Genomic DNA, 23,869 nt, shown 5'->3' on the forward strand with positions numbered 1-23,869 from the left:
CCCCGGGGAAGGGGAGCGGACGGCCGCTTCTTCGTGCCCGGCTCAGTGGAAGAAGTGCCGCGTGCCCGTGAAGTACATGGTCACGCCGGCCTCCTTGGCGGCCTCCACGACCTGCTCGTCCCGGATCGAGCCGCCCGGCTGCACGATGGCGCGCACCCCGGCGTCGATCAGGATCTGCGGCCCGTCCGGGAACGGGAAGAACGCGTCGGAGGCCGCGAAGGCACCCCGTGCCCGCTCCTCGCCCGCCCGCTCGACGGCGAGCTTGCAGGAGTCGACGCGGTTGACCTGGCCCATGCCGACACCGACCGAGGCGCCGTCCTTGGCGAGCAGGATCGCGTTGGACTTCACCGCGCGGCACGCCCGCCAGGCGAAGGCCAGCTCGGCCAGCTCCGCCGGGGAGAGCGCGTCGCCGCTGGCCAGCGTCCAGTGGGCCGGGTCGTCACCGTCGGCCTGGAGCCGGTCGGCCTCCTGGACCAGCACCCCGCCGTCGACCGGCTTGATCTCGACGGTGGCGGCGGGACCCTGCGGGGCCTTCAGCACCCGGATGTTCTTCTTCCGGGCGAGGGCCTCCAGCGCGCCCTCCTCGTAGTCCGGCGCCACGATGACCTCGGTGAAGATCTCCGCGACCTGCTCGGCCAGCTCCCTGCTGACCGGCCGGTTCACCGCGATGACCCCGCCGAACGCGGAGAGCGGGTCGCAGGCGTGCGCCTTGCGGTGCGCCTCCGCCACGTCCGCGCCGACCGCGATGCCGCACGGGTTGGCGTGCTTGATGATCGCCACACAGGGCTCGTCGTGGTCGTACGCGGCACGGCGGGCGGCGTCCGTGTCCGTGTAGTTGTTGTACGACATCTCCTTGCCGTGCAGCTGCTCGGCCTGTGCGAGCCCCTCGGCGCCCGGCTCGACGTACAGCGCGGCCGGCTGGTGCGGGTTCTCGCCGTAGCGCAGGGTGTGCGCGCGGTCCCAGGTGCCGCCGAGGAAGTCGGGGAACGGCGAGTCGTCCACCGGGGCGTACTCGGTGGCGAACCAGTCGGCCACGGCCACGTCGTAGGCGGCGGTGTGCCGGAACGCCTCGGCGGCCAGCCGCTTGCGGGCGGCGAGGTCGAACCCGCCCTCCTGGGCGGCGGCGGCCGCGTCGGCGTACCGCTCGGGGCTGGTCACCACGGCGACCGAGGGGTGGTTCTTGGCGGCGGCGCGGACCATGGAGGGGCCGCCGATGTCGATCTGCTCCACGCACTCGTCGGGCGAGGCGCCGGAGGCGACCGTCTCCCGGAACGGGTACAGGTTGACCACGACCAGGTCGAACGGCGTGACGCCCAGCTCGGCGAGCTGCTCGCGGTGGCTGTCCAGGCGCAGGTCGGCGAGGATGCCCGCGTGCACCTTGGGGTGCAGGGTCTTGACCCGGCCGTCCAGACACTCGGGGAAGCCGGTCAGCTCCTCCACCTTGGTGACGGGGACGCCCGCGGCGGCGATACGGCCTGCGGTGGACCCGGTGGAGACCAGCTCCACCCCGGCCTCGTGCAGCCCGCGCGCGAGGTCTTCCAGGCCGGTCTTGTCGTAGACACTGACGAGCGCCCGGCGAATGGGCCGCTTGGTGCTCTCGGCGGTGGCGGTCACGGGATAACTACCTTTCGTCCCTCAATGCGATGGCCGTTGCGGGCGAGCCGCCCCACGACCTCGACGAGCAGCCTTCGCTCGACGTCCTTGATGCGCTCGTGCAGCGCGCTCTCGTCGTCCTCGTCCCGGACCTCCACCACGCCCTGCGCGATGATCGGCCCGGTGTCGACGCCGTCGTCGACGAAGTGGACGGTGCAGCCGGTGACCTTGGCGCCGTACGCGAGCGCGTCACGAACGCCGTGGGCCCCCGGAAAGCTCGGCAGCAGGGCCGGGTGGGTGTTGACGAACCGCCCGCCGAACCGGGCCAGGAACTCCTTGCCGACGATCTTCATGAACCCGGCGGAGACCACCAGACCGGGGTCGTACGCGGCGACCGCCTCGGCGAGGGCCGCGTCCCACTCCTCCCGGCTCGCGTGGTCCCCCACCCGGCACACGAACGTCGGCAGCCCGGCGCGCTCGGCGCGGGCCAGCCCCTCGATGCCGTCGCGGTCGGCCCCCACGGCGACGATCCGCGCGCCGTACGCCTCGGCTCCGACGCGCTCGATCTCGTCCAGCAGGGCCTGAAGGTTGGTGCCGGAACCGGAGACCAGCACGACGACGCGCTCGGCCGCTGGACCGGCGGGGGTGGCGGCCACGATGGGGCCCTTTCTCGGGACGGCGGTGTGTCCGGCCGGCGTTTGTAGGGTTCTACGAATGCTTCGCGTCCCGCCATACGGGGAAGTCTACGAAGCGGCCGGCCGCCAGCAACGATACCGGCACCGCGGGCGGCCCCCACGGGACGGGGGCGTGGCCGGAAGGTAGCGTTCGCAGCGAGCCCGCTCGGGAACGCGGTCGTCGTGCGGCGCGTTCACGTGGTGGCGGCTCACGTCGGCCTTTGATTCCTCCGATTCACCCGATTCACCTGATTCACCTAGGGGAAGACGCTCCTTTGATGCCCGATCGCAGCCCGCGACTCCTCACGTTCCCGCCGCCGACCGGCCAGGAGGGCGAGCGTGGCGTTGTCCTGCTGCGGGAGCGGCCGGCGTCGTCGCCACGGCCGCCCCAGGTACCCACCGGCGGCCGCGGCGGCGACGACCGCGGCGGCGACCGCGAGGACGACAACCCGTACGCGCCCCCGCCCGAGGACCGTCCCGACCAGCCCTGGCGCCCGCGTCACCCCGAGGGCCAGGAGGGTCACGGGGGCCATGAGGGCTCCGGAGGCCACGAGGGTTCCGGGGACTCCCGCTGGGGCAGCCAGTGGAGCGACCGCCAGCCCGGCCGCGCTCCCGGCGGCTTCGGCGAGCGCCCCGGCGCCGGTCCCCAGGGCGCGGGCGGCGACGGCACGGGCAAGCAGCGCTGGGACCCGACGGACCCCGCCCAGCGCCGCGCGCGCTACGCCCTGCTGTCCGGCATGTGGGCCGTCTTCTTCGTCCTCCTCGGCTGGCCCTACGTCTCCCTCCTCCTCGGCGCCCTCGCGCTCTACTGGGGCGGCAGCTCCCTGCGGGCCAAGCCCCGCACCCCGTCCCCGGACGAACCCCGGCCCGGCACCGTCCGCCGCCCCCAGGTCACGGCGGCCGCCACCGGCGTGATCACCGCAGGACTCGCCCTCGTCCTGGTCGCCGCGGTCTTCACCGTCCAGCTCGTGTACCGCGACTACTACACGTGCGTGAACGACGCCCTGACCCAGCAGTCGAAACAGTCCTGCGACCAGCTTCTGCCGAAGAACCTGCGGGGCGTGCTGGGGTCGGCGAACTCCTAGGGGGGCGCCGCGCCCGGTTCCGGGGGCGGCTCAGGGGGCGGTTTCCGGGGCGGTCGTGTCCGGGGTGGTTTCCGGGGTCCGGGCCAGGGTTGCGGTGGGCGCGGGGGTGCGGGGCGGGGCTACCGGCTGCGGGACGCTGGGCGCCGGGGCTTCAGGTTCGGCGGGCTCGGGTTCGGGCTCGGCGGGTTCTGGGACTCGGGGTGCGGGGGTTGCCTCGGGGGTGTCCGACGGGGAGTTCGGCGGGGTGTCCGGCTCCAGGAAGTCGTAGAGGTCCTCCTCCTTCGGCTCCGGGGCGGGGTCGGGGGTCTTCGGGGGTGGCTGCGTCCCGTTCGCTCCGGCCGGCCGGGGGCGCTTCTTCGGCGGGCGGGAGTCGCGGGACGGCAGAACTCCGCCGCGGCGGAGGGTGTGCAGGCGCCACGCTCTCAGGGTGAGGGTCACCGGGGTGCCCAGGAGGAGGACCCAGAGTCCGGCCGCCGGTCCGGTCTGCCACCCGTAGGGGCCGAAGCGGGAGAGGGCCGAGGTGCCCAGCGGGCCGCCGGAGAGTTCGGCGAGGAAGGTGAGGGCCAGCGCGCATGCCAGCGCGGCCAGCATCAGGACGCCGACGCTCCGCCCGGCCGGCCAGTGCAGCCACGGCCGGGCCGGGTGCACCGCCGCCGAGGCCACGAACCGGCCCGCCGTCACCCCGGCCACGAGCGGCACCAGGGCGACCGCCCAGTTCAGCGGGGTGCCGGGACCCGCGTCGGGCACGGCCGCGAGCAGGGGGAACGGGGGCAGCAGCGGGGCCGGGTCCGAGGTGAGGGGATGCACCATGTGCCCGGCGCCGAGCGCGAAGCCGGGGCCGAGGGCGTAGGAGGCCGACCACACCGCAGCGTTGGGGATCAGCGTGATGGCGAGCAGCAGCACCGCGAACCGTCCGGTCCAGCCCTCCGTCAGCTGGGTGAAGGCCGGCCGGGCGGTGTCCCCGTGCCAGACCAGGGACGCGCCGAGCAGCAGCGCCCCGCCCCCGGTGAGCACGGCCGTGGCCGCTCCGGCCGCGCGGGCCGCCGTACCGAGCGCGTCCACCCGTACCCAGTGCGGCAGCCGGAACGAGTGGGGCGGATGCGGGCGTCCGCGCCCCGCCCAGACGCCGACCCCGGCGCCGCCGCCGACGAGCAGCGGCAGACAGACCGTCACCCAGAGCCATTCGGCCCGGGGTTCACCCCCGGACGCGTACAGCGCGGCGGCGGCGCCGACGCCGAGGTAGCCGAGGACGACCCCCGTCCACGCGGTGCGCGCGGGAACCGGCGGCGGGCCGTCGGGCTCGTCGGACGCGTCCGTGGCGTCCCGCGCCGCGCGGTAGACCAGCCACACCGGCAGCGCGAGCAGCAGCAGCGGGGTCAGCCCGACCGGCTGGGGCGCCCCGGACAGCGTCTCGGCGCGGACCAGCTCGACCCCGTGCGCCAGCAGCCACAGCGCTGCGGCGACATGCAGCGCGCCGCCGGGCCCGCTGTCGGGGTAGGGCGAACTGACCCACAGCACCATCACCAGCGCCGCGCACGCGCCGAGCCCGAGCCCGGCCGCCAGCGCACCGCCCGCCAGCGCGGGCCCGAGGCCGGGTGAACGGTCACGCATCCGTGCCCGCAGGGACGACGACATGCGACGGAGTGTCAGCTGCATCACGCCCGCCATGCTCCCAACGACACGCGCTTTCCCGGTGTAACAGGCGAACCTCCGAAGTGTCGCCCAATATATGTTTATGTGCCTTTTCACACAGAGGGGTGAGCCGTGACACGAAGTACCGCACTCTCCCTGACCCCTGATCAGGCGTTCGACGCGCTGTACGCGTTCTGCGCCCCCGCCCTGGTCCGGCAGACCTATCTGCTCACCGGGCGGCGGGAGTTGGCCCGCGAAGCGGTGGAGCGGGCGTTCCAGCTGGCCTGGCAGCGCTGGCCCGAGGTGGCCCGCGACCGGGACCCCGGCGGCTGGGTCCGGGCGACGGCGTACGAGTACGCCCTCTCCCCCTGGCACGGCTTCCGCCCCCGCTACCGCACCCCCGAGCCCCCGCCCGCCGACCCGTCCGACCGTGCCCTGCTGCACGCCCTGCTCCGGCTGCCACCCTCCTACCGCCGCACCCTCGTGCTGTACGACGGGGTCGGCCTCGACCTGCCCGAGATGGCGGCCGAGACCGAGGCGAGCACCCCGGCGGCGGCCGGTCGGCTGACCCGCGCACGGGAGGCCGTCGCCGCACAGGTCCCGGAGCTGGCCGACCCCGCCGCCCTGCACCGGCGCCTGACCGAACTCGGCGCCACCGAACGGCTGCGCGCCGAAGCGCCGAACTCGGTCCGCACCTGCGGCGAGCGCCGCAACGTCTTCTGGACCCGCGCCGCCATCGCGTTCACCGTCGCCATCATCGGCACGACCGGCCTCACCCTGCGCACCGCGCCCACGCACTACGAGGCGCCCATCGCCCCCGCCCAGGCCGTACGGGGCGTGCCCCCGGCCCCCGCCCTCGGCCCGCTGTCGAAGACCGACGCGACCCTGCGCGCCAAGCTGCGCGGCGAGTCGGGCAACGGCCCGGAACGGCTGCTGCCGTCACCCGGCTGACCCCCGGCCGCGCGAGCACAGCGGCGGGCCCGCCCCCAGGAAGGGGACGGGCCCGCCGGTGTGCTGCCTCGAAGGAGCCGAGCGTCAGGCGCTCAGGATCTCCCGCGCCAGCTTGGCCGTCTCGGTCGGCGTCTTGCCGACCTTGACGCCCGCGGCCTCCAGGGCCTCCTTCTTCGCCTGGGCGGTGCCGGACGAACCGGAGACGATCGCGCCGGCGTGGCCCATCGTCTTGCCCTCGGGCGCGGTGAAGCCCGCGACGTAGCCGACGACCGGCTTGGTCACGTTGTCCTTGATGAACGCGGCCGCGCGCTCCTCGGCGTCGCCACCGATCTCACCGATCATCACGATCAGGTCGGTGTCGGGGTCGTCCTGGAACGCGGCCAGGGCGTCGATGTGCGTGGTGCCGATGATCGGGTCGCCACCGATGCCGACGGCGGTCGAGAAGCCCAGGTCACGCAGCTCGTACATCATCTGGTACGTGAGCGTGCCGGACTTCGAGACCAGGCCGATGCGGCCCGGCTTGGTGATGTCGCCCGGGATGATGCCGACGTTCGACCGGCCCGGCGTGATGATGCCGGGGCAGTTCGGGCCGATGATCCGGGTCTTGTTGCCCTTCTTGCCCGCGTACGCCCAGAAGGCGGCCGTGTCGTGCACGGCGATGCCCTCGGTGATCACGACGGCAAGCGGGATCTCGGCGTCGATCGCCTCGACGACCGCGTCCTTGGTGAACTTCTCGGGCACGAAGATGACCGAGACGTTCGCGCCGGTCTTCTCGACGGCCTCGGCGACCGTGCCGAACACGGGTACCTCGGTGCCGTCGAAGTCCACGGTCTGACCCGCCTTGCGCGGGTTCACGCCGCCCACGACCTCGGTGCCGTCACCCAGCATGAGCTTGGTGTGCTTCAAGCCGGTGGCGCCGGTCATGCCCTGGACGATGACCTTGCTGTCCTTGTTGAGCCAGATAGCCATGGTGTGTTGGTGTCCTCGTCCTGAGTGCTTACTTTGCGGCGTGGGCCAGCTCGGCGGCCTTCGCGGCCGCGCCGTCCATGGTGTCGACGCGCTGGACCAGCGGGTGGTCGGCGTCGGTGAGGATCTTGCGGCCCAGCTCGGCGTTGTTGCCGTCGAGGCGGACGACGAGCGGCTTCTCGACCTTCTCGCCGCGCTCCTCCAGGAGCTGCAGCGCCTGGACGATGCCGTTGGCGACCTCGTCACAGGCGGTGATGCCGCCGAAGACGTTGACGAACACGGACTTGACGTCCGGGTCGCCCAGGATGATCTCCAGGCCGTTCGCCATGACCTGGGCGGAGGCACCGCCACCGATGTCGAGGAAGTTGGCGGGCTTCACGCCGCCGTGCTGCTCACCGGCGTACGCGACGACGTCCAGGGTGCTCATGACGAGACCCGCGCCGTTGCCGATGATGCCGACCTCGCCGTCGAGCTTGACGTAGTTGAGGCCCTTGGCCTTGGCGGCGGCCTCGAGCGGGTTGGCCGCTTCCTTGTCGTGCAGCTCTTCGTACTCGGGGTGACGGAACTCGGCGTTCTCGTCGAGCGACACCTTGCCGTCGAGCGCGAGGACCTCACCGGAGGCGACCTTCGCCAGCGGGTTGACCTCGACGAGGAGGGCGTCCGACTTGATGAAGGTGTCCCACAGCTTGATGAGGACGTTGACGACCTTGTCCGCGACCTCGGCCGGGAACTTGGCGGCCTCGACGATCTCGCGGGCCTTGGCCTCGTCCACGCCGTCGATGGCGTCGATCGGCGTCTTGGCGACGGCCTCGGGGCGGGTGGCCGCCACCTCCTCGATCTCCATGCCGCCCTCGACGGAGGCGATGGAGAGGAAGGTGCGGTTGGCACGGTCGAGGAGGAAGGAGACGTAGTACTCCTCGACGATCTCCGGAGCGGTCTCGGCGATCATCACCTTGTGGACCGTGTGGCCCTTGATGTCCATGCCGAGGATGTCCGTCGCGCGGGCGACGGCCTCGTCCGGGGTGGCGGCGAGCTTGACGCCGCCGGCCTTGCCACGACCACCGACCTTCACCTGCGCCTTGACGACGGACTTGCCGCCCAGGCGCTCGGTGATCTCGCGCGCCGCCTCAGGCGTGTCGATGACTTCACCGGCCAGCACCGGTACATCGTGCTTGGCGAAGAGGTCCCTCGCCTGGTACTCGAACAGGTCCACGCGCTTCCGTCCCTATCAGTGATCTCGCGGTCGTTGGATGCGTGGGCGTGCCGCGAAGGGCAACGTGACGTCCGCTTGTCACAAGGGGTGCGCACACGGTGTCCGAGCGCGCGGCATGTCCGTCTCGCAGGTTATCCCTGCTTGCCGGGGGCCTCTAAATCGCGAGTCACGACCGAGCGGTGATACCTGTCACATGATGCCGTTTTCCCTGACACGCCGTGCCTCTCGGGGCGCATCTGTTCGGCCGGTCACCGCATCCACCTTGTCACGCGGTGTCCGGTATGGGAAGCGGCCGCTTCTCGATGGCGGCGGCCATCACCTCCGGGAACAGGTCCGGGGTGCAGGCGAACGCGGGCGCCCCGAGAGCGGCGAGCGCCGCCGCGTGCTCCCGGTCGTAGGCGGGCGCCCCCTCGTCGGACAGGGCGAGCAGGGTCACGAACTGCACCCCGGACGCCTTCATCGCCGCGACCCGCTTCAGCATCTCGTCCCGGATGCCGCCCTCGTACAGGTCGCTGATCAGCACGACCACCGTCTCGGCGGGCCGGGTGATCTTCGACTGGCAGTAGGCGAGCGCCCGGTTGATGTCGGTGCCGCCGCCGAGCTGGGTGCCAAAGAGGACGTCCACCGGGTCGTCCAGCTGGTCGGTGAGGTCGACGACGGCGGTGTCGAAGACGACCAGGCGCGTGCTGATCGACCGCATCGAGGCGAGCACCGCCCCGAACACCGACGCGTAGACCACGGACGCGGCCATCGAGCCGGACTGGTCGACGCAGAGGACAACCTCCTTCTTCACCGACCGTGCGGCCCGCCCGTACCCGATGAGCCGCTCCGGCACGATCGTCCGGTACTCCGGCAGATAGTGCTTGAGGTTGGCCGCGATGGTGCGGTTCCAGTCGATGTCGTGATGGCGCGGCCGGCTGACCCGGGCGCTGCGGTCCAGGGCGCCGGTGAGGGTGGCCCGGGTACGGGTCGCCAGCCGCCTCTCCAGGTCGTCCACCACCTTGCGCACCACCGCCCGCGCGGTCTCTTTGGTGGTCTCCGGCATCGCCTTGTCGAGCGAGAGCAGCGTGCCGACCAGGTGGACGTCCGCCTCCACCGCCTCCAGCATCTCCGGCTCCAGCAACAGCGCGGCCAGCCCGAGCCGGTCGATGGCGTCGCGCTGCATGACCTGCACGACGGAGGAGGGGAAGTAGGTACGGATGTCCCCCAGCCAGCGCGCCACGGTGGGCGCCGAACCGCCGAGTCCCGCCGAACGCTCCCGCCCCGCCGGGCTCTTGCCCGCCTTGTCGCCCCGGCCGTACAGCGCGGTCAGGGTGCCGTCCATCGCCGCGTCCCGGCCGGACAGCGCGACCCCGGTGCCGTCCGCCTGGTCCCCGCCGAGCACCAGCCGCCACCGGCGCAGCCGCTCGGCGTCACCGTCGAGCTGTGTCGTTTCGCTTGTCATGTCCCCACCTCCACGAGGTCGTCGTCCGTCGCCTGCGGCTGCTCAGGCGTGCGGCCCAGCAGCAGACGCAGCACCGGCAGCACGGCGTCCGCGCGTCCGGCATCGGGTTCCGGCGCGAAACCGGACGAGGTCGCCGGGTGGGCCGCGGACCCGGTACCGCTGCCCGGACCGCGCCGGACCAGCTCGCCGAGCGTCCTGCGCACCTCGGGCTCGTACGCCGAGAAGGTGCGCCGCAGCAGGGGCAGCACGTCGGTGAACGCGTCGGCGGGTACGGAGGTCAGCCAGGCGTCGACCAGCCCGAGCAGCCGCTCGTCGTGCACCAGCAGCAGCCCACCCCCGCCCCCTCCGACGAACCCCTCTACCCATGCGGCCGCGTCCCCCGGCGGTGTCCCCGGCGACAGGGCCAGCCCCATCAGCCGGGCCACGTCCTCGGCCTCCAGCACCCCGTCGTCCAGCAGCAGCCGTACCGCCCGGCCCCGGAGCAGACCGGGCACGGTGTCCCGCCGGGAGAGCGTGCGCAGCACGGCCCGCCAGCGGGGCCGGAGGCCGTCCCTCCCGGTGAGCGTCTCGGCCAGCAGCCCGACCGCGCCGTGCACGGCGTCGACATGGCCCCGCATCTCCCGGGCGGCGTCGGTGTCCAGGGTGGTGCAGGCGGGCGGGAGCCCGACGAAGACACGCTCCGCGAGGGCGGCGGCGACATCGGCGAGGGCGCCGGTGTCGGTGCCGCGCACGTCGCCGTAGCGCAGGGAGCGGACCAGGGCGGGGAGCGCCTGGGCGAGGTGGGCCACGTCGGCGTCGAGGGCCGCGCGGTCGGCGAGCACCCGCATCACCACGGGCAGCGCGTCCGGCAGCCCGGCGAGCAGGCACCGCTCGGCCAGCGCGGTCACGTCGGCGAGCGCCCGCGCCCCGATCGCGTCCGCCTCGGCCTTGGCGGTGGCCGCGCCCAGCACCGTGGTCCCCCACACCCCGGCCTCCGCGATCCGTACCGACAGCTCCGGCTCCCAGCGCAGCCGCCAGGTCTCCCGGAAGGTGCCCGTGCTCCCGCGTGAGCGGGCCGGTTCGCCCCAGCCGACGCCGAGCAGCCGCAGCCGGTGCAGCAGCCTGCCGCGCGCGGCGTCGGTGTCCTTGCGGAGGTCCAGCTCGAGCTCGCGCTCCAGCGCCTCCGGCTTGAGCCGCAGCCGGCGCTGCTCCCGGGCGAGGTCCCGCTGCAACGGCACCGCGGGCGCGGACTCCGGGACCTCGCCCAGCACGTCCCCGACCACCAGCCGGTCGTACACCAGGGACAGCGGCACGTCCGAGCCCTCGCACAGCACGGCGCGCACGGCGTCCGTGGTCTCGGTGAGGCCCGGCAGCGGGCGGCCGCGCATCACCGCGAGGGTGTCGGCCAGCCGGACCGCCTCGATCACATGGGCGGAGGACACGATCCGGTCCTCCTCGCGCAGCAGCCCGGCGACCTTGGTGAGCCAGCGCTCCACGGGCCGGTCCCGTGCGCCGAACAGGTGCGCGTACCAGCCCGGCGAGTCGATCCCGGCGCCGTAGCCGCTGGACCGGGCCAGCCTGCGGTGGGTCCAGGGCACCCAGGTCAGGTCGGTCTTCAGCTTGGGCAGGCCCTTGAGAAGGGCCCGGTCGGCGGTGACGGTGGTCCTCTCGCGGAGGGCGGGCACGTGCCAGGCGCCGCAGACCACGGCCACCTCGTCCCCGAACTCCTTGCGGGCGGCGCGGAGCTGGAGCCGCATGTACGCCTCGCGCACGAGGTCGCGCGGCCGGCCGCCGGCGCCGAACCGCTCCCGCAGGGCGCCCATGGCGTCCTCCAGCGCGGCGAACGGCGCGAACGGCTCGTCCGTGCCCGGTCCCCGGTGCTCGACGGCGTCCTCCCACCAGCGCTCGGGGTCGTCGTACCCGGCGGCCCCGGCCAGGGCGGCGAGCGGGTCCACGCGAGCGTGCTCGGCCTCTCCCTCCGGCTCGCCCGTGTCCTCCTCCCAGGCCAGCGAGTGTGTCGCGGGCAGGTCGACGAAGCGGGCCGGGACCCCGTGCTCGACGGCCCACCGGATCGCCACCCACTCCGGGCTGAACTCCGCCAGCGGCCAGAACGCCGAGCGGCCGGGTTCGTCCACGGCGTGGGCGAGCAGGGCCACCGGCGGCCGCAGGCCGGGGTCGGCGGCCAGCGGGATCAGCGGATCGGCCTCGGGCGGGCCCTCGATGAGCACGACGGCGGGCGCGGCGGCGTCCAGCGCGGCCCGCACCGCCCGCGCGGAGCCCGGCCCGTGGTGCCGGACACCGAGCAGCAGCGGGCCGGCGTCGAACGCCCCGGCCGGGGGCGGGGCCCCGCTCACACGCTCACCTCCCGGCAGGCCCGGTAGAAGTCCGTCCATCCGTCGCGCTCGCGCACGACCGTCTCCAGGTACTCCTGCCAGACGACCCGGTCGGCGGCCGGGTCACGGACCACGGCACCGAGAATGCCCGCGGCCACGTCCCCGGCGCGCAGCACGCCGTCGCCGAAGTGGGCGGCCAGGGCGAGGCCGTTGGTGACGACGGAGATGGCCTCGGCCGTGGACAGGGTGCCGCTCGGCGACTTCAGCTTGGTGCGGCCGTCGGCGGTCACGCCGTCGCGCAGCTCGCGGAAGACGGTGACGACACGGCGGATCTCGTCCAGACCCTCGGGTCCGCCGGGCAGGTCGAGCGAGCGGCCGAGCTGGTCGACACGGCGGCTGACGATGTCGACCTCGGCGTCGGCGCTCTCCGGCAGCGGCAGCACCACCGTGTTGAAGCGGCGGCGCAGCGCGCTGGAGAGTTCGTTGACGCCCCGGTCGCGGTCGTTGGCCGTGGCGATGAGGTTGAAGCCGCGCACCGCCTGCACCTCCTCGCCCAGCTCCGGGATCGGCAGGGTCTTCTCGGACAGGATGGTGATCAGCGTGTCCTGCACATCGGCCGGTATCCGGGTCAGCTCCTCGACCCGCGCCGTCATGCCCTCGGCCATGGCGCGCATGACGGGGCTGGGCACCAGGGCGTCCCGGCTGGGACCGTGGGCGAGCAGGCGGGCGTAGTTCCAGCCGTACCGGATCGCCTCCTCCGGGGTGCCGGCGGTGCCCTGCACCAGCAGGGTGGAGTCGCCGCTGACGGCGGCCGCGAGATGCTCCGACACCCAGGTCTTGGCCGTGCCGGGCACACCGAGCAGGAGCAGGGCGCGGTCGGTGGCCAGCGTGGTGACGGCGACCTCGACGATGCGGCGCGGGCCCACGTACTTGGGTGTGATCACGGTGCCGTCCGGCAGCGTGCCGCCGAGCAGATACGTGGCGACCGCCCACGGCGACAGCTTCCAGCGCTCCGGGCGTGGCCGGTCGTCCTGCGCGGCGAGCGCGGTGAGTTCGGCGGCGAAGGCGTCCTCGGCATGCGGTCGCAATGCCTGTGGCGCCTGGCTCGGGATCGGTTCGACGTTCGTGGGTTCTGTGGACACAGTCATGGCTGAGGCCCCCTCCAGCTCGGCCGTGGGTCATCTGGCATCCACCATGCAGCACCCCACTGACAATCGCCCTGACCTGCACAGACGCCCGCACATGACCGATTGTCAGTGGTGGGTTCTAACGTCGTTGGCATGACTCAGCAGGGGGTGCGCCCGACTGCGGAACAGGTGCTGGCTCTGGCGCCTGACGCGTCGTCGCGCAAAGCGGGAAGCAAACTGGGTGTGGCGGGGCCGTGGTCCGGTGCGGGCAGCGGCGGAGAGGGGGCGGTGTGGGGACTGTGCAAGGGCAGCGGCAGCAAGCCGTACCAGACGGTGGTGGACCTGTCGGACCCGGCCGGGCCCGCGTACAGGTGCAGTTGTCCGAGCCGTAAGTTCCCCTGCAAGCACGCGCTGGGGCTGCTGCTGCTCTGGGCGGGGGACGAGGGCGCCGTGCCCGCCTCGGACGGGGCGCCGGACTGGGCCGAGCAGTGGCTCGCGGGCAGACGCGGGCGGGCGGAGGTCGAGAAGGCGCAGGCGAAGACCGGTGCGGCTGCCGATCCCGGGGCCGCGCGAAAGCGGGCGGAGCGGCGGGACCAGCGGGTCACCGCAGGCGTCACCGAGTTGGAGCGGCGCCTCGCCGACCTGCTCCGTGACGGCCTGGCCTCGGCCGAGCGCGCGGGGTACGGGATGTGGGAGGAGACCGCGGCCCGCATGGTCGACGCCCAGGCCCCCGGACTGGCCTCACGCGTAAGGGAGTTGGGTGCCATCCCGGCGTCCGGCGCGGGGTGGCCGGCCCGGCTGCTGGAGGAGTGCGCGCTGCTCCACCTGCTCGACCAGGGCTGGCTGCACCGGGAGCGGCTCCCGGACGCCCTCGCGGCCACGGTCCGCACCCGCCTCGGCCTGCCCACCCCGGCGGACGGAGTACCGCTGCGCGACCACTGGCAGGTGCTCGCGCAGTACGACACGGCGGACACCAAGCTGACCACCCGCCGCATCTGGCTGCACGGCACGGCCTCCGGCCACACGCGGCTGCTCCTCTCCTTCGGAGCGGCGGGCCGTGCCCCCGAACTCTCCCTCCCGGTCGGCCTGTCCCTGGACGCGGACCTGTCCGGCCATCCCGGTGCGGGCCAGGTCCGGGCCACCCTGGGCGAGCGGCACGCCCCGGCAGCACCCGCCGCTTCCCGCCCGCCCGGCATCACCACCACCCAGGCACTCGACTCCTACGGAGAGGCCCTCCGTGAGGACCCCTGGCTGGACTCCGTCCCGGTCACCCTGAACGAGGTGACACCCGTGCCGGAGAACACCTCCGGCTCCTGGCACCTCGCCGACCCCGACTCGGACACGGCTCTGCCGCTGACCCCGTCGTTCCTGGCCCGGCCGGGCCTGTGGCGCCTGGTCGCGCTGTCCGGAGGGGCTCCGCTCACGGTCTTCGGCGAGTGCGGCCACCGAGGCTTCACCCCCCTGACCGCGTGGGCGGCGGGGACGGCCGAGCCGGTGACCCTGTGCTGACCACCCCGCCCGCACCGCAGACCCGCCCGGAAGGGAACCCCATGACCAAGGCGCCCACCTGGGACGACCTCCTGACCACCGCCCTCCTCGGCACCGACCGCCGCGCCCTCCCCGCCGGCCCCGAGGACCCCGCCGGGCGCGAGGCCCCGGCCGTCCTGCTGGACGCCGCTGCCGTGGCGGCCGTGCGGCGGCGGGCCGGGCTGCGCCCCGGACGCGTCACCACCCGGCCGGAGCCGGCGCCCGTGGACACCCGCCCCGCGCTCCCGCCCGCGGCAGCCCACCGGCTCACGCTGCTCCTGACCGACCGCCCCGGCGGAGGCGGCGGCCGCCGTGGCAGCGCTCCCGACCTCACCGAACTCCTCCCCCAATGGCTGGCGGCGGCCAACGCGCACGGCTACGCGGCACCCCCGCAGACGATGCCCGCCCTGCTGGACGCGGCCCGCGCCCGTACCGATCTCCGTCCGGCGGCGCTGGAGTTCGCGGGCGCGCGAGCCCTGTGGCTGGCCCGGCTCAACCCGGACTGGCGGTTCGCCCGGCGCTCGGCGTCCGGCGGCACCTCGGCGCTGCCCGGCGCCGAGGACGGGGAGGCGGTGCGCCGGCTGTGGAGGGAGGGGCTGTTCGCGGAGCGGGTCGCCCTGCTGACCGCCCTGCGCGCCCGAACCCCGGTCGCCGCGCGGGAGTTGCTCGCGGGGACCTGGCCGCAGGAGCGGGCGGAGGACCGGCTGATGTTCCTGGACTCGCTGCGGGCGGGCCTGTCGGCGCGGGACGAGCCCTTCCTGGAGCAGGCGCTCGGCGACCGCAGCCGCAATGTCCGTGCGACGGCGGCCGAGCTGCTGTCCACCCTGCCCGGCTCTGCGCTAGCCGCGCGGATGGCGAAGCGGGCCGCGACCTGTGTCGCCCTGGACCACACCGGCGGCGTGGCCGCGATAGTCGTGGAGGCGCCGGCCGTCTGCGACCCGGACATGGAGCGCGACGGGGTGACCGCGAGACCTCCGACAGGCCGGGGCGAACGGTCCTGGTGGCTGGCCCAGCTGGTGGAGGCGGCACCGCTCGGCACCTGGCCCGACCGACTCGGGGGGCGTACGCCGGAGCAGATCGTGGCGCTGCCCGTGACGGACGGCTGGCAGGGCGAGCTGCACGCCGCCTGGTGCCGTGCGGCCGTACGGCAGCGGGACGCGCGGTGGGCGCGGGCACTGCTGGGAGCGCCGTCGGCGCCGGAGGCGGGCGGCCCCGGCGCGGTGTCCCTGGCGGACCGGGCCAAGCTGCTGGCCGCGCTGGAGGCGGACGAACGGGCCGCGTGGGTGGCCGGGTTCATATCCGGGCACGGCCTGTCGGAGGCGTTCCAGCTGCTCGGGGTGTGCGCGCTGCCGTGGACGGCACCACTGGGCCGCGCGGTCGTGGACGCCCTCGACATCGCGCGGGACGCGGGCAGTTACCCGTGGAGCTTCAGCGGGGTGATGGGCCTGGCCGAACGTTGCCTCGACCCGGCGGAAACGGCCCGGCTGGACAGCCTGCTGGCCGGGTCCGACGAGCGGGAGGACGCTTCACCCGGCGCCGGAGGCTACTGGGCGGAGGCGTTCCAGCGGCTGGCGACCACCCTGCGGCTGCGCGCGGCGATGGTGCGCGAGCTGGCCCCGGACGACGGGGCCCGCCCGTGAGGAGGACTCAGCCCGAGGCGGCCGGCTGACGCGCGTTCTTCCGCACCCACTCCACGATGGACGTGGTGGTGGCACCGGGCGTGAAGATCTCCGCGACACCCTTCTCCCGCAGCGGCGGGATGTCCTCCGGCGGGATGATGCCGCCGCCGAAGACTAGGATGTCGGCGGCGTCGCGCTCCTTGAGGAGGTCGATGACGGCGGCGAAGAGGGTGTTGTGGGCGCCCGAGAGGATGGACAGGCCGATCGCGTCGGCGTCCTCCTGGATCGCGGTGGCGACGATCTGCTCCGGCGTCTGGTGCAGCCCGGTGTAGATGACCTCCATGCCCGCGTCGCGCAGCGCGCGGGCGATGACCTTGGCCCCGCGATCGTGGCCGTCGAGCCCCGGCTTGGCCACCACCACGCGGATCGGACCGGCTGCCACACCCATCACTGCCTCCATCAAGCGACCACCATCAAGGGACCGCGGAAGCGGCCGCTTCCGTCCCGTACCGACAAGTACCGCACACCTGGCACGTTCCGCCACCTGTCGAGAGGCCGTCGAGATGCTCCCGAGAAGTGAACGAACGTTATCCCCAGGATTGCGTAGCGGACTGTTTCACGGCACCCGGCGAGGGGGAAATCACATGGTGGGACATGAGGGCACGCGGAGGACAGAGCCGCCCCCCGCGTGCCGACAGGAGGTCGGCCAATGAAGGTCACCGGGGTAATGCCACTCTTCCTCCCGATCTGCCGTCGTCTGTGGCCCGGCAGACTGGCCTCCATGTCCGTGACGCTGGTGAAGGCCACCGCGCTGGAGGCCGCGATCCTGGCCGGTCACCTGCTGCTGTACCCGACCGGCCTCACCCAGGAACGCCGACAGGCCGCACTTCCCGCGCCGCCGGGCACGGCGCGGCTCCCTGTGCCGACCGGTCCGCCGGTCGTCCTGGTGCACGGCTTCATCGACAACCGCTCCGTGTTCGTCCTGCTGCGCCGCAGCCTCGCCCAGCACGGCAGGCAGCGCGTGGAATCACTGAACTACTCCCCCCTGACCTGCGACATCCGTACCGCGGCCGAGCTGCTGGGCCGGCATGTGGAGGAGATCTGCGAGCGCACCGGCAGCGCCCAGGTGGACATCGTCGGGCACAGCCTGGGCGGCCTGATCGCCCGGTACTACGCGCAGTGCCTCGGCGGTGACGTCCGGGTGCGCACCGTGGTCACCCTGGGCACCCCGCACTCCGGGACCCGCGCGATACCGCTGGCCAGCGCACACCCGATCGTGCGGCAGATGCGGCCCGACTCACCGGTGATCGAGGAGCTGGCCCGTCCGGCGCCGGGCTGCCGTACGCGGTTCGTGAGCTTCTGGAGCGACCTGGACTCCGTGATGGCACCGCTGGAGGCGGCCTGCGTCGACCACCCCGACCTGGAGGCGCACAACATCCAGGTGAGCGGCATCGGCCACCTCGCCCTGCCGGTCCACCCCACCGTGGCGGCCGGGATACGGGAGGCCCTCGACTCCGAGTCCGCCATGCGGCGCCAGGAGGGAGGCGGCCTCACAGTCGCCTGAGGAACCCGGTCCACAACAGGTCGCCCGCCCTCATCAGACCTCATGGAGAGCTTGGGCCGGGCCGCCGTAGGGGCACGTCTTCGGGAGGCCACGGCACATGATCGGGTCAGGAAGCGTCTCGGGGCGGATACCCACCGCTACGCCTTGCGACCCCTGTTGCAGGAGCCGGAGATCCGCGCCTTCGAGACCACGTACGGCATAGGGCGGCCCTCACGGTCCCGCTCGCTCTTCACCCAGGGCGACGACCCGGCGACGGGCTGCCGCTGCCGCTGATCATCTGCACCCCGAAACCGACGACGACCGGAGCGGTGGACCACGGGTGGGAGAGGGACCGGCTCCCCGGACGCCTGGGCTCGCCGTTCCCGCTGACCGAGCGCGCGCCCGGCCGCCTCGCAGCCGCCGCCGCCACGCCGACGCCAGGCACCCTCGCGCCGGCCGAGAGGGGCTGCCGTGGCCGGCGGCGCTGCCCCGTGCTTCCCATGGGTGACGCAGCGTCACAGATTCTCGAACACTCTTCGAACACAAGGCCAAACTCGCGTCCAGCGAACCCCGAAACACGGCCGAATGCCCGTTTCCCGTCCACATGAAACCAGCGGAAGATTGTCGCGCCCGCATACCGCCGGGTACAGTCGCCGCACTGCTCTGGCAGCCCCTGTTGTCGAGGCGAAAGAGAAGTTGGTGAACGACCGTCACCCGTCGGGGACCCTTACCCCGGCTCCGGCTTCCGACGCCTCCCACGCGCACTACGCGCCGTACGGAGCACCGGAAGTCCCGTACGAAGACCTCACCACGTACGGCGGTTACGACGCCAACGGTTTCCCGCTGGGCAAGGCGGCCGGCTACCCGGCCGACCCCCACGCCACCGGCGCGTACGACACGACGCACTGGGGGACCGGCGACGGGGGGCACCTCGCCCACGACCCCTACGCGGCTCAGCGGCACACCGGGTACGACACGGGCGCCTACGAGTCCGCCGCCTGGACCGTCCCCGCGCAGGCTTCCCCCGCGGACACCGGCGCCTGGGACACCGGCGCCTGGACCCAGCAGGGGCAGCAGCTCACCCCGGACCCAGCCCAGCAGTGGGACTGGGGCACGCAGACCTTCGACACCGGCGCCTACGACGCCACCCAGTGGAACACCGACGGCACGGCCCCGGAGCACCAGCAGGCCGAGGAGCCGTTCGACCAGCAGCCGACGGCCACCTTCGACCAGGTGACCCACGAGCCGTACGAGGACGACGCCGCCTATGCGGAGTACGCCGGCCGCCAGTACGGTGAACACCTCGACGCGGAAACCGAGTTGAGCGGCACCGGTGAGCTTCCCGCCGTGCCCGTCCTCCTGGATGACCAGGAAGAGGTCGTTCCGGTACCGCGAGCCGGGTCCCGCGCCGCGGCCCGCTCCCGCCGCCGTCCACCGCCCAGGCGTTCCGCACTGCTGACCATCGCCGTCCCCTCGGCCTGTGCGATGGGGGTCGCCGGGATCGCCGCCGCCTCGGTCGGTGGCCTGACCGGTGCGACGCAGGAGGCCGCCGCCTCCGCGGCCGACGCGCACGCGGTGCAGCCGTCCGTCGCCAACAGCAAGCTCGACACCCAGCTGCGGACCCTGTCCGCCGGGGCCGACGACTTCACCGACCGGGTGAGCCGGACCCAGGAACGCATCGACCTCAAGACGCAGCAGGCGCTGGAGAAGAAGAAGGCCGCCGCGGCAGCCGCGCTCAAGGAGAGACTCCGTCCCAAGTTCGCCGTCCCGGTGCTCCAGAAGGGGCTCAGTGCCGGGTTCGGCCAGGCGGGCGTGAACTGGATGTCCGTCCACACCGGTATCGACTTCCCCGTCTCCTACGGCACCACCGTGATGGCCGCCACCGACGGTGTCGTCACGACCAAGTGGAACAGCGCCTACGGCAACATGCTGGTCCTGACGGCGAAGGACGGCACGGAGACCTGGTACTGCCACCTCTCCAGCTACCGGGTACCCTCCGGCACCACCGTCAAAGCCGGCGAGCCGGTCGCCTACTCCGGCAACTCGGGCAACTCCACCGGCCCGCACCTGCACTTCGAGGTCCGCCCGGCGGGCGGCTCGGCCATCGACCCACTCCCCTGGCTCCGCAGCCACGGGCTGGACCCGACCTGATCCCGGCGCCCCGCTGAGACCGAGCCTCGCCGTCACGGCGGGGCTCGTCCTGTCCAGAGCCTCTCCACAGGTCCCGTCTAGAGCTTCTCCACCGGCGCGTACCGCAGCAGCAGCCGCTTGGCGTTGCCGCCGCCGAAGTCGATCGTGGCCTGCGCCTTGTCGCCATCGCCGGCCACCGCGACCACCGTGCCCAGACCGAACTGGTCGTGGGTGACACGGTCGCCGATCACCAGCGACACCACCGGCTTGTCGCCGCTCCTGCGGGTGGCGAACCCGGAGGCGCCGGCCGCCGACGAGCGGGACCGGGACGAGGAGAGGGTGGAAGCGACCGAGGAGGCGGCCTTGCCGAACGCGGGCGCGGACGAGCCGCCGGTCCGCTTCCACTCCAGATGGGTGGCCGGGATCTCCTCCAGGAACCGGGAGGGCGGGTTGTACGACGGCTGGCCCCAGGCGCTGCGCAACGCGGCCCGGGTGAGGTAGAGCCGCTCCCGCGCGCGCGTGATGCCGACGTAGGCCAGGCGCCGTTCCTCCTCCAGTTCCTTGGCCTGGCCGAGGGCGCGCAGGTGCGGGAAGACGCCGTCCTCCATGCCGGTGAGGAAGACGACAGGGAACTCCAGGCCCTTGGCGGTGTGCAGGGTCATCAGCGTGATGACGCCGTCGCCGTCCTCCTCGTCGGGGATCTGGTCGGAGTCCGCGACGAGCGCGACGCGCTCCAGGAACTCGGCCAGCGTGCCCTGCTCGCCGTCCTCGCGTTCTTGCTCGAACTCCAGGGCCACGGCCGCCAGTTCCTGGAGGTTCTCGATCCGGGTCTCGTCCTGCGGGTCGGTGGACGCCTGCAGCTCGGCCAGGTACCCGGTGCGTTCGAGGACCGCCTCCAGCACGGTGGCGGGCCCCGCGCCGGACTCCACGACGGTGCTCAGGTCGTCCATGAGCGCGTTGAACCGCTTGACCGCGTTGGCGGAGCGCGCGGCCATGCCGTACGCCTCGTCGACCCGCTTCAGCGCCTGCGGGAAGCTGATCCTCTCGCGCTGGGCGAGGGCGTCGACCATCGCCTCGGCGCGGTCCCCGATGCCCCGCTTGGGCACGTTGAGGATGCGGCGCATCGGCACCGAGTCCTCGGGGTTGGCCAGCACGCGCAGGTAGGCAAGGACGTCCCGGACCTCCTTGCGCTCGTAGAAGCGCACCCCGCCGACGACCTTGTACGGCAGTCCGACGCGGATGAAGATCTCCTCGAACACCCGGGACTGGGCGTTGGTGCGGTAGAACACCGCCACATCCCCGGCCTTGGCGTCGCCCGCGTCGGTGAGGCGGTCTATCTCGTCGGCGACGAACTGGGCCTCGTCGTGCTCGTTGTCCGCGACGTAGCCGGTGATGCCGGCGCCCTGGCCGGCGTTGGTCCACAGGTTCTTGGGGCGGCGGGACTCGTTGCGCTCGATGACCGCGTTGGCGGCGGACAGGATGGTCTGCGTGGAGCGGTAGTTCTGCTCCAGCATGATGGTCGTCGCGTCCGGGTAGTCCTCCTCGAACTGGAGGATGTTGCGGATGGTCGCGCCCCGGAAGGCGTAGATCGACTGGTCCGCGTCACCCACGACGCACAGCTCGGCGGGCGGGACGTCGTACTCGCCGGGCGGTACGTCGGCGTCCTCCGCGGCGCGAGCCCCGGTGCCGACCAGCTCGCGGACCAGCGCGTACTGCGCGTGGTTGGTGTCCTGGTACTCGTCGACCATGACGTGCCGGAAGCGGCGGCGGTAGTGCTCGGCCACGTCGGGGAAGGCGCGCAGCAGGTTGACCGTGGTCATGATCAGGTCGTCGAAGTCGAGCGCGTTGGCCTCGCGCAGCCGCGACTGGTAGAGCGCGTACGCCTGGGCGAGGGTCTTCTCGAAACCGTCGGTGGCCTGGGCGGCGAAGTCCTCCTCGTCGATCAGCTCGTTCTTCAGGTTGCTGATCTTGGCACTGAAGGACTTGGGCGGGTAGCGCTTGGGGTCGAGGTCCAGGTCACGGCAGACCAGGGCCATCAGGCGCTTGCTGTCGGCCGCGTCGTAGATCGAGAAGGACGAGGTGAAGCCGAGCCGCTTCGATTCGCGGCGCAGGATGCGGACGCAGGCGCTGTGGAAGGTCATGACCCACATCGCGCCCGCGCGCGGCCCGACGAGCCGCTCGACGCGCTCCTTCATCTCGCCCGCGGCCTTGTTGGTGAAGGTGATCGCCAGGATCTGGCCGGGGTGCACATGCCGCTCGGCGAGGAGGTGGGCGATGCGGTGGGTGAGCACCCGCGTCTTGCCGGAACCGGCGCCCGCGACGATGAGCAGCGGGGAACCGGCGTGGACGACGGCCGCGCGCTGGTTGTCGTTCAGCCCCTCCAGCAGGGCCGCCGCGTCGATCGGCGGGCGGGGTGCGCCGTCCCGGTAGTGGGTGTCCCGGTCCGGGGGCACGTCGAACCTCCCCCCGAACAGGTCGTCCGGGACCGGCTCCGGAGCGTGCTCGTCCTCGGGCGGCGCGTGCTCCTCCTCGGGCCCGCGCGGGGGGTGGAGGTTCGCCAGGAAGCTGTCGTCAAAGAGGCTGCTCATCGCTCTACGAGTCTAGGGCGCCCCACCGACAACCGTTCCCCGTCCCGGGAACATGGCCCGATTCCCGGGGAGACGGTCCCCGCGCGGGCCGGTCCTCTATTCGAGCCCCACGCGCGCGTGCCCTCCCCGCCGGGGGCGCGGCGCTCCCTAGCATCAGGCACATGTCGGGCATCTCGGGTGTGCGTACGTGGGTGACGGAGCGTCCTCCGGCGGCGGGAGCGGCCGTCATGGCGACCGCCGTCGTCTCCATCGGCCTGCGGCTGGCGGGCGTCGAGGTGGTGTCCCGGGTCTTCCTGGTACTGGCCTGCCTCGCCTGGCTCACCCTCGCGGCCACCTTCGCGGTACGGCTGGCGGGACAGCGGGGACGCTGGGCGCAGGAGGCCCGCGACCCGGCCGCGCTCACGGCGGTGGCGGCCACCGCGGTGCTCGGTACCCGGACCTCGCTGCTCGGCGTCCAGCCCCTGGCCGGGGCCCTGCTGGCGCTGGCTGCGCTGCTCTGGCCGGTGCTGCTGTCCGCCGTGCTGCGGCACTGGGGGCAGCGCATGCCGGGCACGGTGTTCCTGTGCTGCGTGGCCACACAGGCGCTCGCGGTACTGGCGGCCACGCTGGCGGGGGCCGAGACGACGGCGTGGCTCGCGCACACCGCCCTCGTGCTGTTCTGGGCGGGCCTGCTGCTCTACGCGCTCGCCCTGCCCCGCTTCGATGTCCGCCAGGTGCTCCGGGGGCCGGGCGACCACTGGATCGCGGGGGGCGCGCTGTCGATCTCGGCGCTGGCCGGGGCCCGGCTGCTGTCCGCCGACAACGCACGGCTGTATCTGTGGAACCACGACGACAGCGAGGTCCTGCGCGAGGTCACCGTCATCCTGCTGGTGCTGGACCTGGCCTGCTACGCGGTCCTGGTGCTGGCCGAGCTGGCGCGCCCACGTCCGCGCTACGGGCTGCTGCGGTGGGCCACGGTCTTCTCGATGGGGATGACGGGGGCGGCGACCCTCGCGGTCTCGGCCGCGCTGCGCGTGACCTGGCTGAGCGTGCCCGGGAAGGTGCTCGTGTGGGTGGGGGTCGCGGTGTGGGTGGCGGCCGGCGTCGGCGCGGTGCTCGCGGCGCGCGCCGGGCTCACCGGTGCTCGGCGGGCGGGAGCGCCGGACGTCACGTCCACAGCACGGCGATGAAGATGTTCGCGGTGGTCAGTGCGCCGACCAGCCCGAACATCCCCTTGTCGGCCGTCTCCTCGTCGCGCTACACATAGACCGGACCGAGGATCACGATCAGCGGCGCCAGCTTGACGCCGATCTTGATGTCGCTGACGTGGTGGCCGTCCGCCTCGTCGAGGGCGACCAGCACCACGCCGGTGACCAGCATATGGATCAGTACGGTCACGGTTCCCGAGCCCAGTTCGGGACGCCCCCCGGCCCCGTACCGGCCCGTGCCCCGCTCTCGGCCCTGACGGTTCCCACCCGCTCGCGGG

At 73.2% G+C, this 23,869-nt stretch carries 18 protein-coding genes and 1 pseudogene; 8 read left to right on the top strand and 11 right to left on the bottom strand.

All coding sequences use genetic code 11. From position 1 onward, the window contains the following. Nucleotides 1–42: 42 nt before the first annotated feature. The gene (gene purH / locus ACFWN1_RS13505) at nucleotides 43–1,614 is read right to left on the bottom strand and encodes a bifunctional phosphoribosylaminoimidazolecarboxamide formyltransferase/IMP cyclohydrolase (protein ID WP_384360781.1); all 1,572 of its coding nucleotides are present in this window, start codon (nucleotides 1,612–1,614) and stop codon (nucleotides 43–45) included. Beyond that, the gene (gene purN, locus ACFWN1_RS13510) at nucleotides 1,611–2,249 is read right to left on the bottom strand and encodes a phosphoribosylglycinamide formyltransferase (protein ID WP_384360783.1); all 639 of its coding nucleotides are present in this window, start codon (nucleotides 2,247–2,249) and stop codon (nucleotides 1,611–1,613) included. The genes purH and purN overlap by 4 nt, the downstream gene beginning before the upstream one ends. A gap of 296 nt (nucleotides 2,250–2,545) precedes the next feature. Between purN and ACFWN1_RS13515 the strand changes: the two genes are divergently transcribed. Then, nucleotides 2,546–3,352, top strand: a complete 807-nt coding sequence (locus ACFWN1_RS13515; protein WP_384360785.1) for a hypothetical protein — start codon at nucleotides 2,546–2,548, stop codon at nucleotides 3,350–3,352. Between the two features lie 30 nt (nucleotides 3,353–3,382). Here ACFWN1_RS13515 and ACFWN1_RS13520 read toward each other — a convergent pair whose 3' ends face one another. Next, the gene (locus ACFWN1_RS13520; RefSeq protein ID WP_384360788.1) at nucleotides 3,383–4,987 is read right to left on the bottom strand and encodes a DUF6350 family protein; all 1,605 of its coding nucleotides are present in this window, start codon (nucleotides 4,985–4,987) and stop codon (nucleotides 3,383–3,385) included. A 129-nt stretch (nucleotides 4,988–5,116) separates the two neighbouring features. Between ACFWN1_RS13520 and ACFWN1_RS13525 the strand changes: the two genes are divergently transcribed. Beyond that, nucleotides 5,117–5,935, top strand: a complete 819-nt coding sequence (locus ACFWN1_RS13525; protein ID WP_384360790.1) for a sigma factor-like helix-turn-helix DNA-binding protein — start codon at nucleotides 5,117–5,119, stop codon at nucleotides 5,933–5,935. An 84-nt stretch (nucleotides 5,936–6,019) separates the two neighbouring features. Here ACFWN1_RS13525 and sucD read toward each other — a convergent pair whose 3' ends face one another. From sucD to ACFWN1_RS13550, 5 genes are all read right to left on the bottom strand, one after another. Continuing rightward, complete coding sequence (sucD, locus tag ACFWN1_RS13530; RefSeq protein ID WP_384360792.1) at nucleotides 6,020–6,904, bottom strand: succinate--CoA ligase subunit alpha; 885 nt, start codon at nucleotides 6,902–6,904, stop codon at nucleotides 6,020–6,022. 28 nt (nucleotides 6,905–6,932) lie between these two features. Further along, the gene (gene sucC / locus ACFWN1_RS13535; RefSeq protein WP_384360794.1) at nucleotides 6,933–8,114 is read right to left on the bottom strand and encodes an ADP-forming succinate--CoA ligase subunit beta; all 1,182 of its coding nucleotides are present in this window, start codon (nucleotides 8,112–8,114) and stop codon (nucleotides 6,933–6,935) included. 265 nt (nucleotides 8,115–8,379) lie between these two features. Then, nucleotides 8,380–9,558 (bottom strand): VWA domain-containing protein, encoded by a 1,179-nt coding sequence (locus ACFWN1_RS13540; RefSeq protein WP_384360796.1) that lies wholly within the window; start codon nucleotides 9,556–9,558, stop codon nucleotides 8,380–8,382. Next, nucleotides 9,555–11,930 carry a DUF5682 family protein gene (locus ACFWN1_RS13545; RefSeq protein ID WP_384360798.1) on the bottom strand — a complete coding sequence of 792 codons (2,376 nt, stop codon included), beginning with the start codon at nucleotides 11,928–11,930 and terminating at the stop codon, nucleotides 9,555–9,557. The genes ACFWN1_RS13540 and ACFWN1_RS13545 overlap by 4 nt, the downstream gene beginning before the upstream one ends. Further along, nucleotides 11,888–13,018, bottom strand: a complete 1,131-nt coding sequence (locus ACFWN1_RS13550; protein WP_384360801.1) for an AAA family ATPase — start codon at nucleotides 13,016–13,018, stop codon at nucleotides 11,888–11,890. Before ACFWN1_RS13550 ends, ACFWN1_RS13545 begins: the two co-directional genes overlap by 43 nt. A 132-nt stretch (nucleotides 13,019–13,150) precedes the next feature. Between ACFWN1_RS13550 and ACFWN1_RS13555 the strand changes: the two genes are divergently transcribed. Both ACFWN1_RS13555 and ACFWN1_RS13560 read left to right on the top strand, forming a co-directional pair. After that, nucleotides 13,151–14,506: an SWIM zinc finger family protein gene (locus ACFWN1_RS13555; RefSeq protein ID WP_384360803.1), complete on the top strand. Its 1,356-nt coding sequence runs from the start codon at nucleotides 13,151–13,153 to the stop codon at nucleotides 14,504–14,506. A 41-nt stretch (nucleotides 14,507–14,547) separates the two neighbouring features. After that, a complete protein-coding gene (locus tag ACFWN1_RS13560; protein ID WP_384360806.1) occupies nucleotides 14,548–16,164 on the top strand; it encodes a DUF5691 domain-containing protein in 1,617 nt (538 codons plus the stop codon). A gap of 7 nt (nucleotides 16,165–16,171) precedes the next feature. Here ACFWN1_RS13560 and ACFWN1_RS13565 read toward each other — a convergent pair whose 3' ends face one another. Next, entirely contained in the window at nucleotides 16,172–16,591 is a 420-nt protein-coding gene (locus tag ACFWN1_RS13565; RefSeq protein WP_384360809.1) for a cobalamin B12-binding domain-containing protein, read from the bottom strand. Nucleotides 16,592–16,852: 261 nt separating this feature from the next. Between ACFWN1_RS13565 and ACFWN1_RS13570 the strand changes: the two genes are divergently transcribed. The 3 genes from ACFWN1_RS13570 to ACFWN1_RS13580 all read left to right on the top strand — a co-directional run bounded on the left by ACFWN1_RS13570 (nucleotide 16,853) and on the right by ACFWN1_RS13580 (nucleotide 19,837). Next, entirely contained in the window at nucleotides 16,853–17,707 is an 855-nt protein-coding gene (locus ACFWN1_RS13570) for an esterase/lipase family protein (RefSeq protein WP_384360812.1), read from the top strand. Nucleotides 17,708–17,851: 144 nt separating this feature from the next. Beyond that, on the top strand, nucleotides 17,852–17,980 hold the full coding sequence (locus ACFWN1_RS13575; RefSeq protein ID WP_384360814.1) for a hypothetical protein: 129 nt from the start codon (nucleotides 17,852–17,854) through the stop codon (nucleotides 17,978–17,980). Nucleotides 17,981–18,385: 405 nt separating this feature from the next. Beyond that, a complete protein-coding gene (locus ACFWN1_RS13580) occupies nucleotides 18,386–19,837 on the top strand; it encodes a M23 family metallopeptidase (protein WP_384360816.1) in 1,452 nt (483 codons plus the stop codon). A 77-nt stretch (nucleotides 19,838–19,914) separates the two neighbouring features. Here ACFWN1_RS13580 and pcrA read toward each other — a convergent pair whose 3' ends face one another. Beyond that, nucleotides 19,915–22,404 (bottom strand): DNA helicase PcrA, encoded by a 2,490-nt coding sequence (gene pcrA / locus ACFWN1_RS13585; RefSeq protein ID WP_384360818.1) that lies wholly within the window; start codon nucleotides 22,402–22,404, stop codon nucleotides 19,915–19,917. Between the two features lie 161 nt (nucleotides 22,405–22,565). On the opposite strand from pcrA, the gene ACFWN1_RS13590 reads away from it, so the two are divergent. Beyond that, nucleotides 22,566–23,573, top strand: a complete 1,008-nt coding sequence (locus ACFWN1_RS13590) for a hypothetical protein (protein ID WP_384360820.1) — start codon at nucleotides 22,566–22,568, stop codon at nucleotides 23,571–23,573. On the opposite strand, the pseudogene ACFWN1_RS13595 reads toward ACFWN1_RS13590, so the two are convergent. Next, a pseudogene (locus ACFWN1_RS13595) lies at nucleotides 23,551–23,796 on the bottom strand (hypothetical protein); the annotation flags it as partial. The gene ACFWN1_RS13590 and the pseudogene ACFWN1_RS13595 overlap by 23 nt on opposite strands. Nucleotides 23,797–23,869: the final 73 nt, after the last annotated feature.

Source organism: Streptomyces sp. NPDC058459 (assembly GCF_042721685.1).
In the GTDB taxonomy this organism is placed as follows: domain Bacteria; phylum Actinomycetota; class Actinomycetes; order Streptomycetales; family Streptomycetaceae; genus Streptomyces.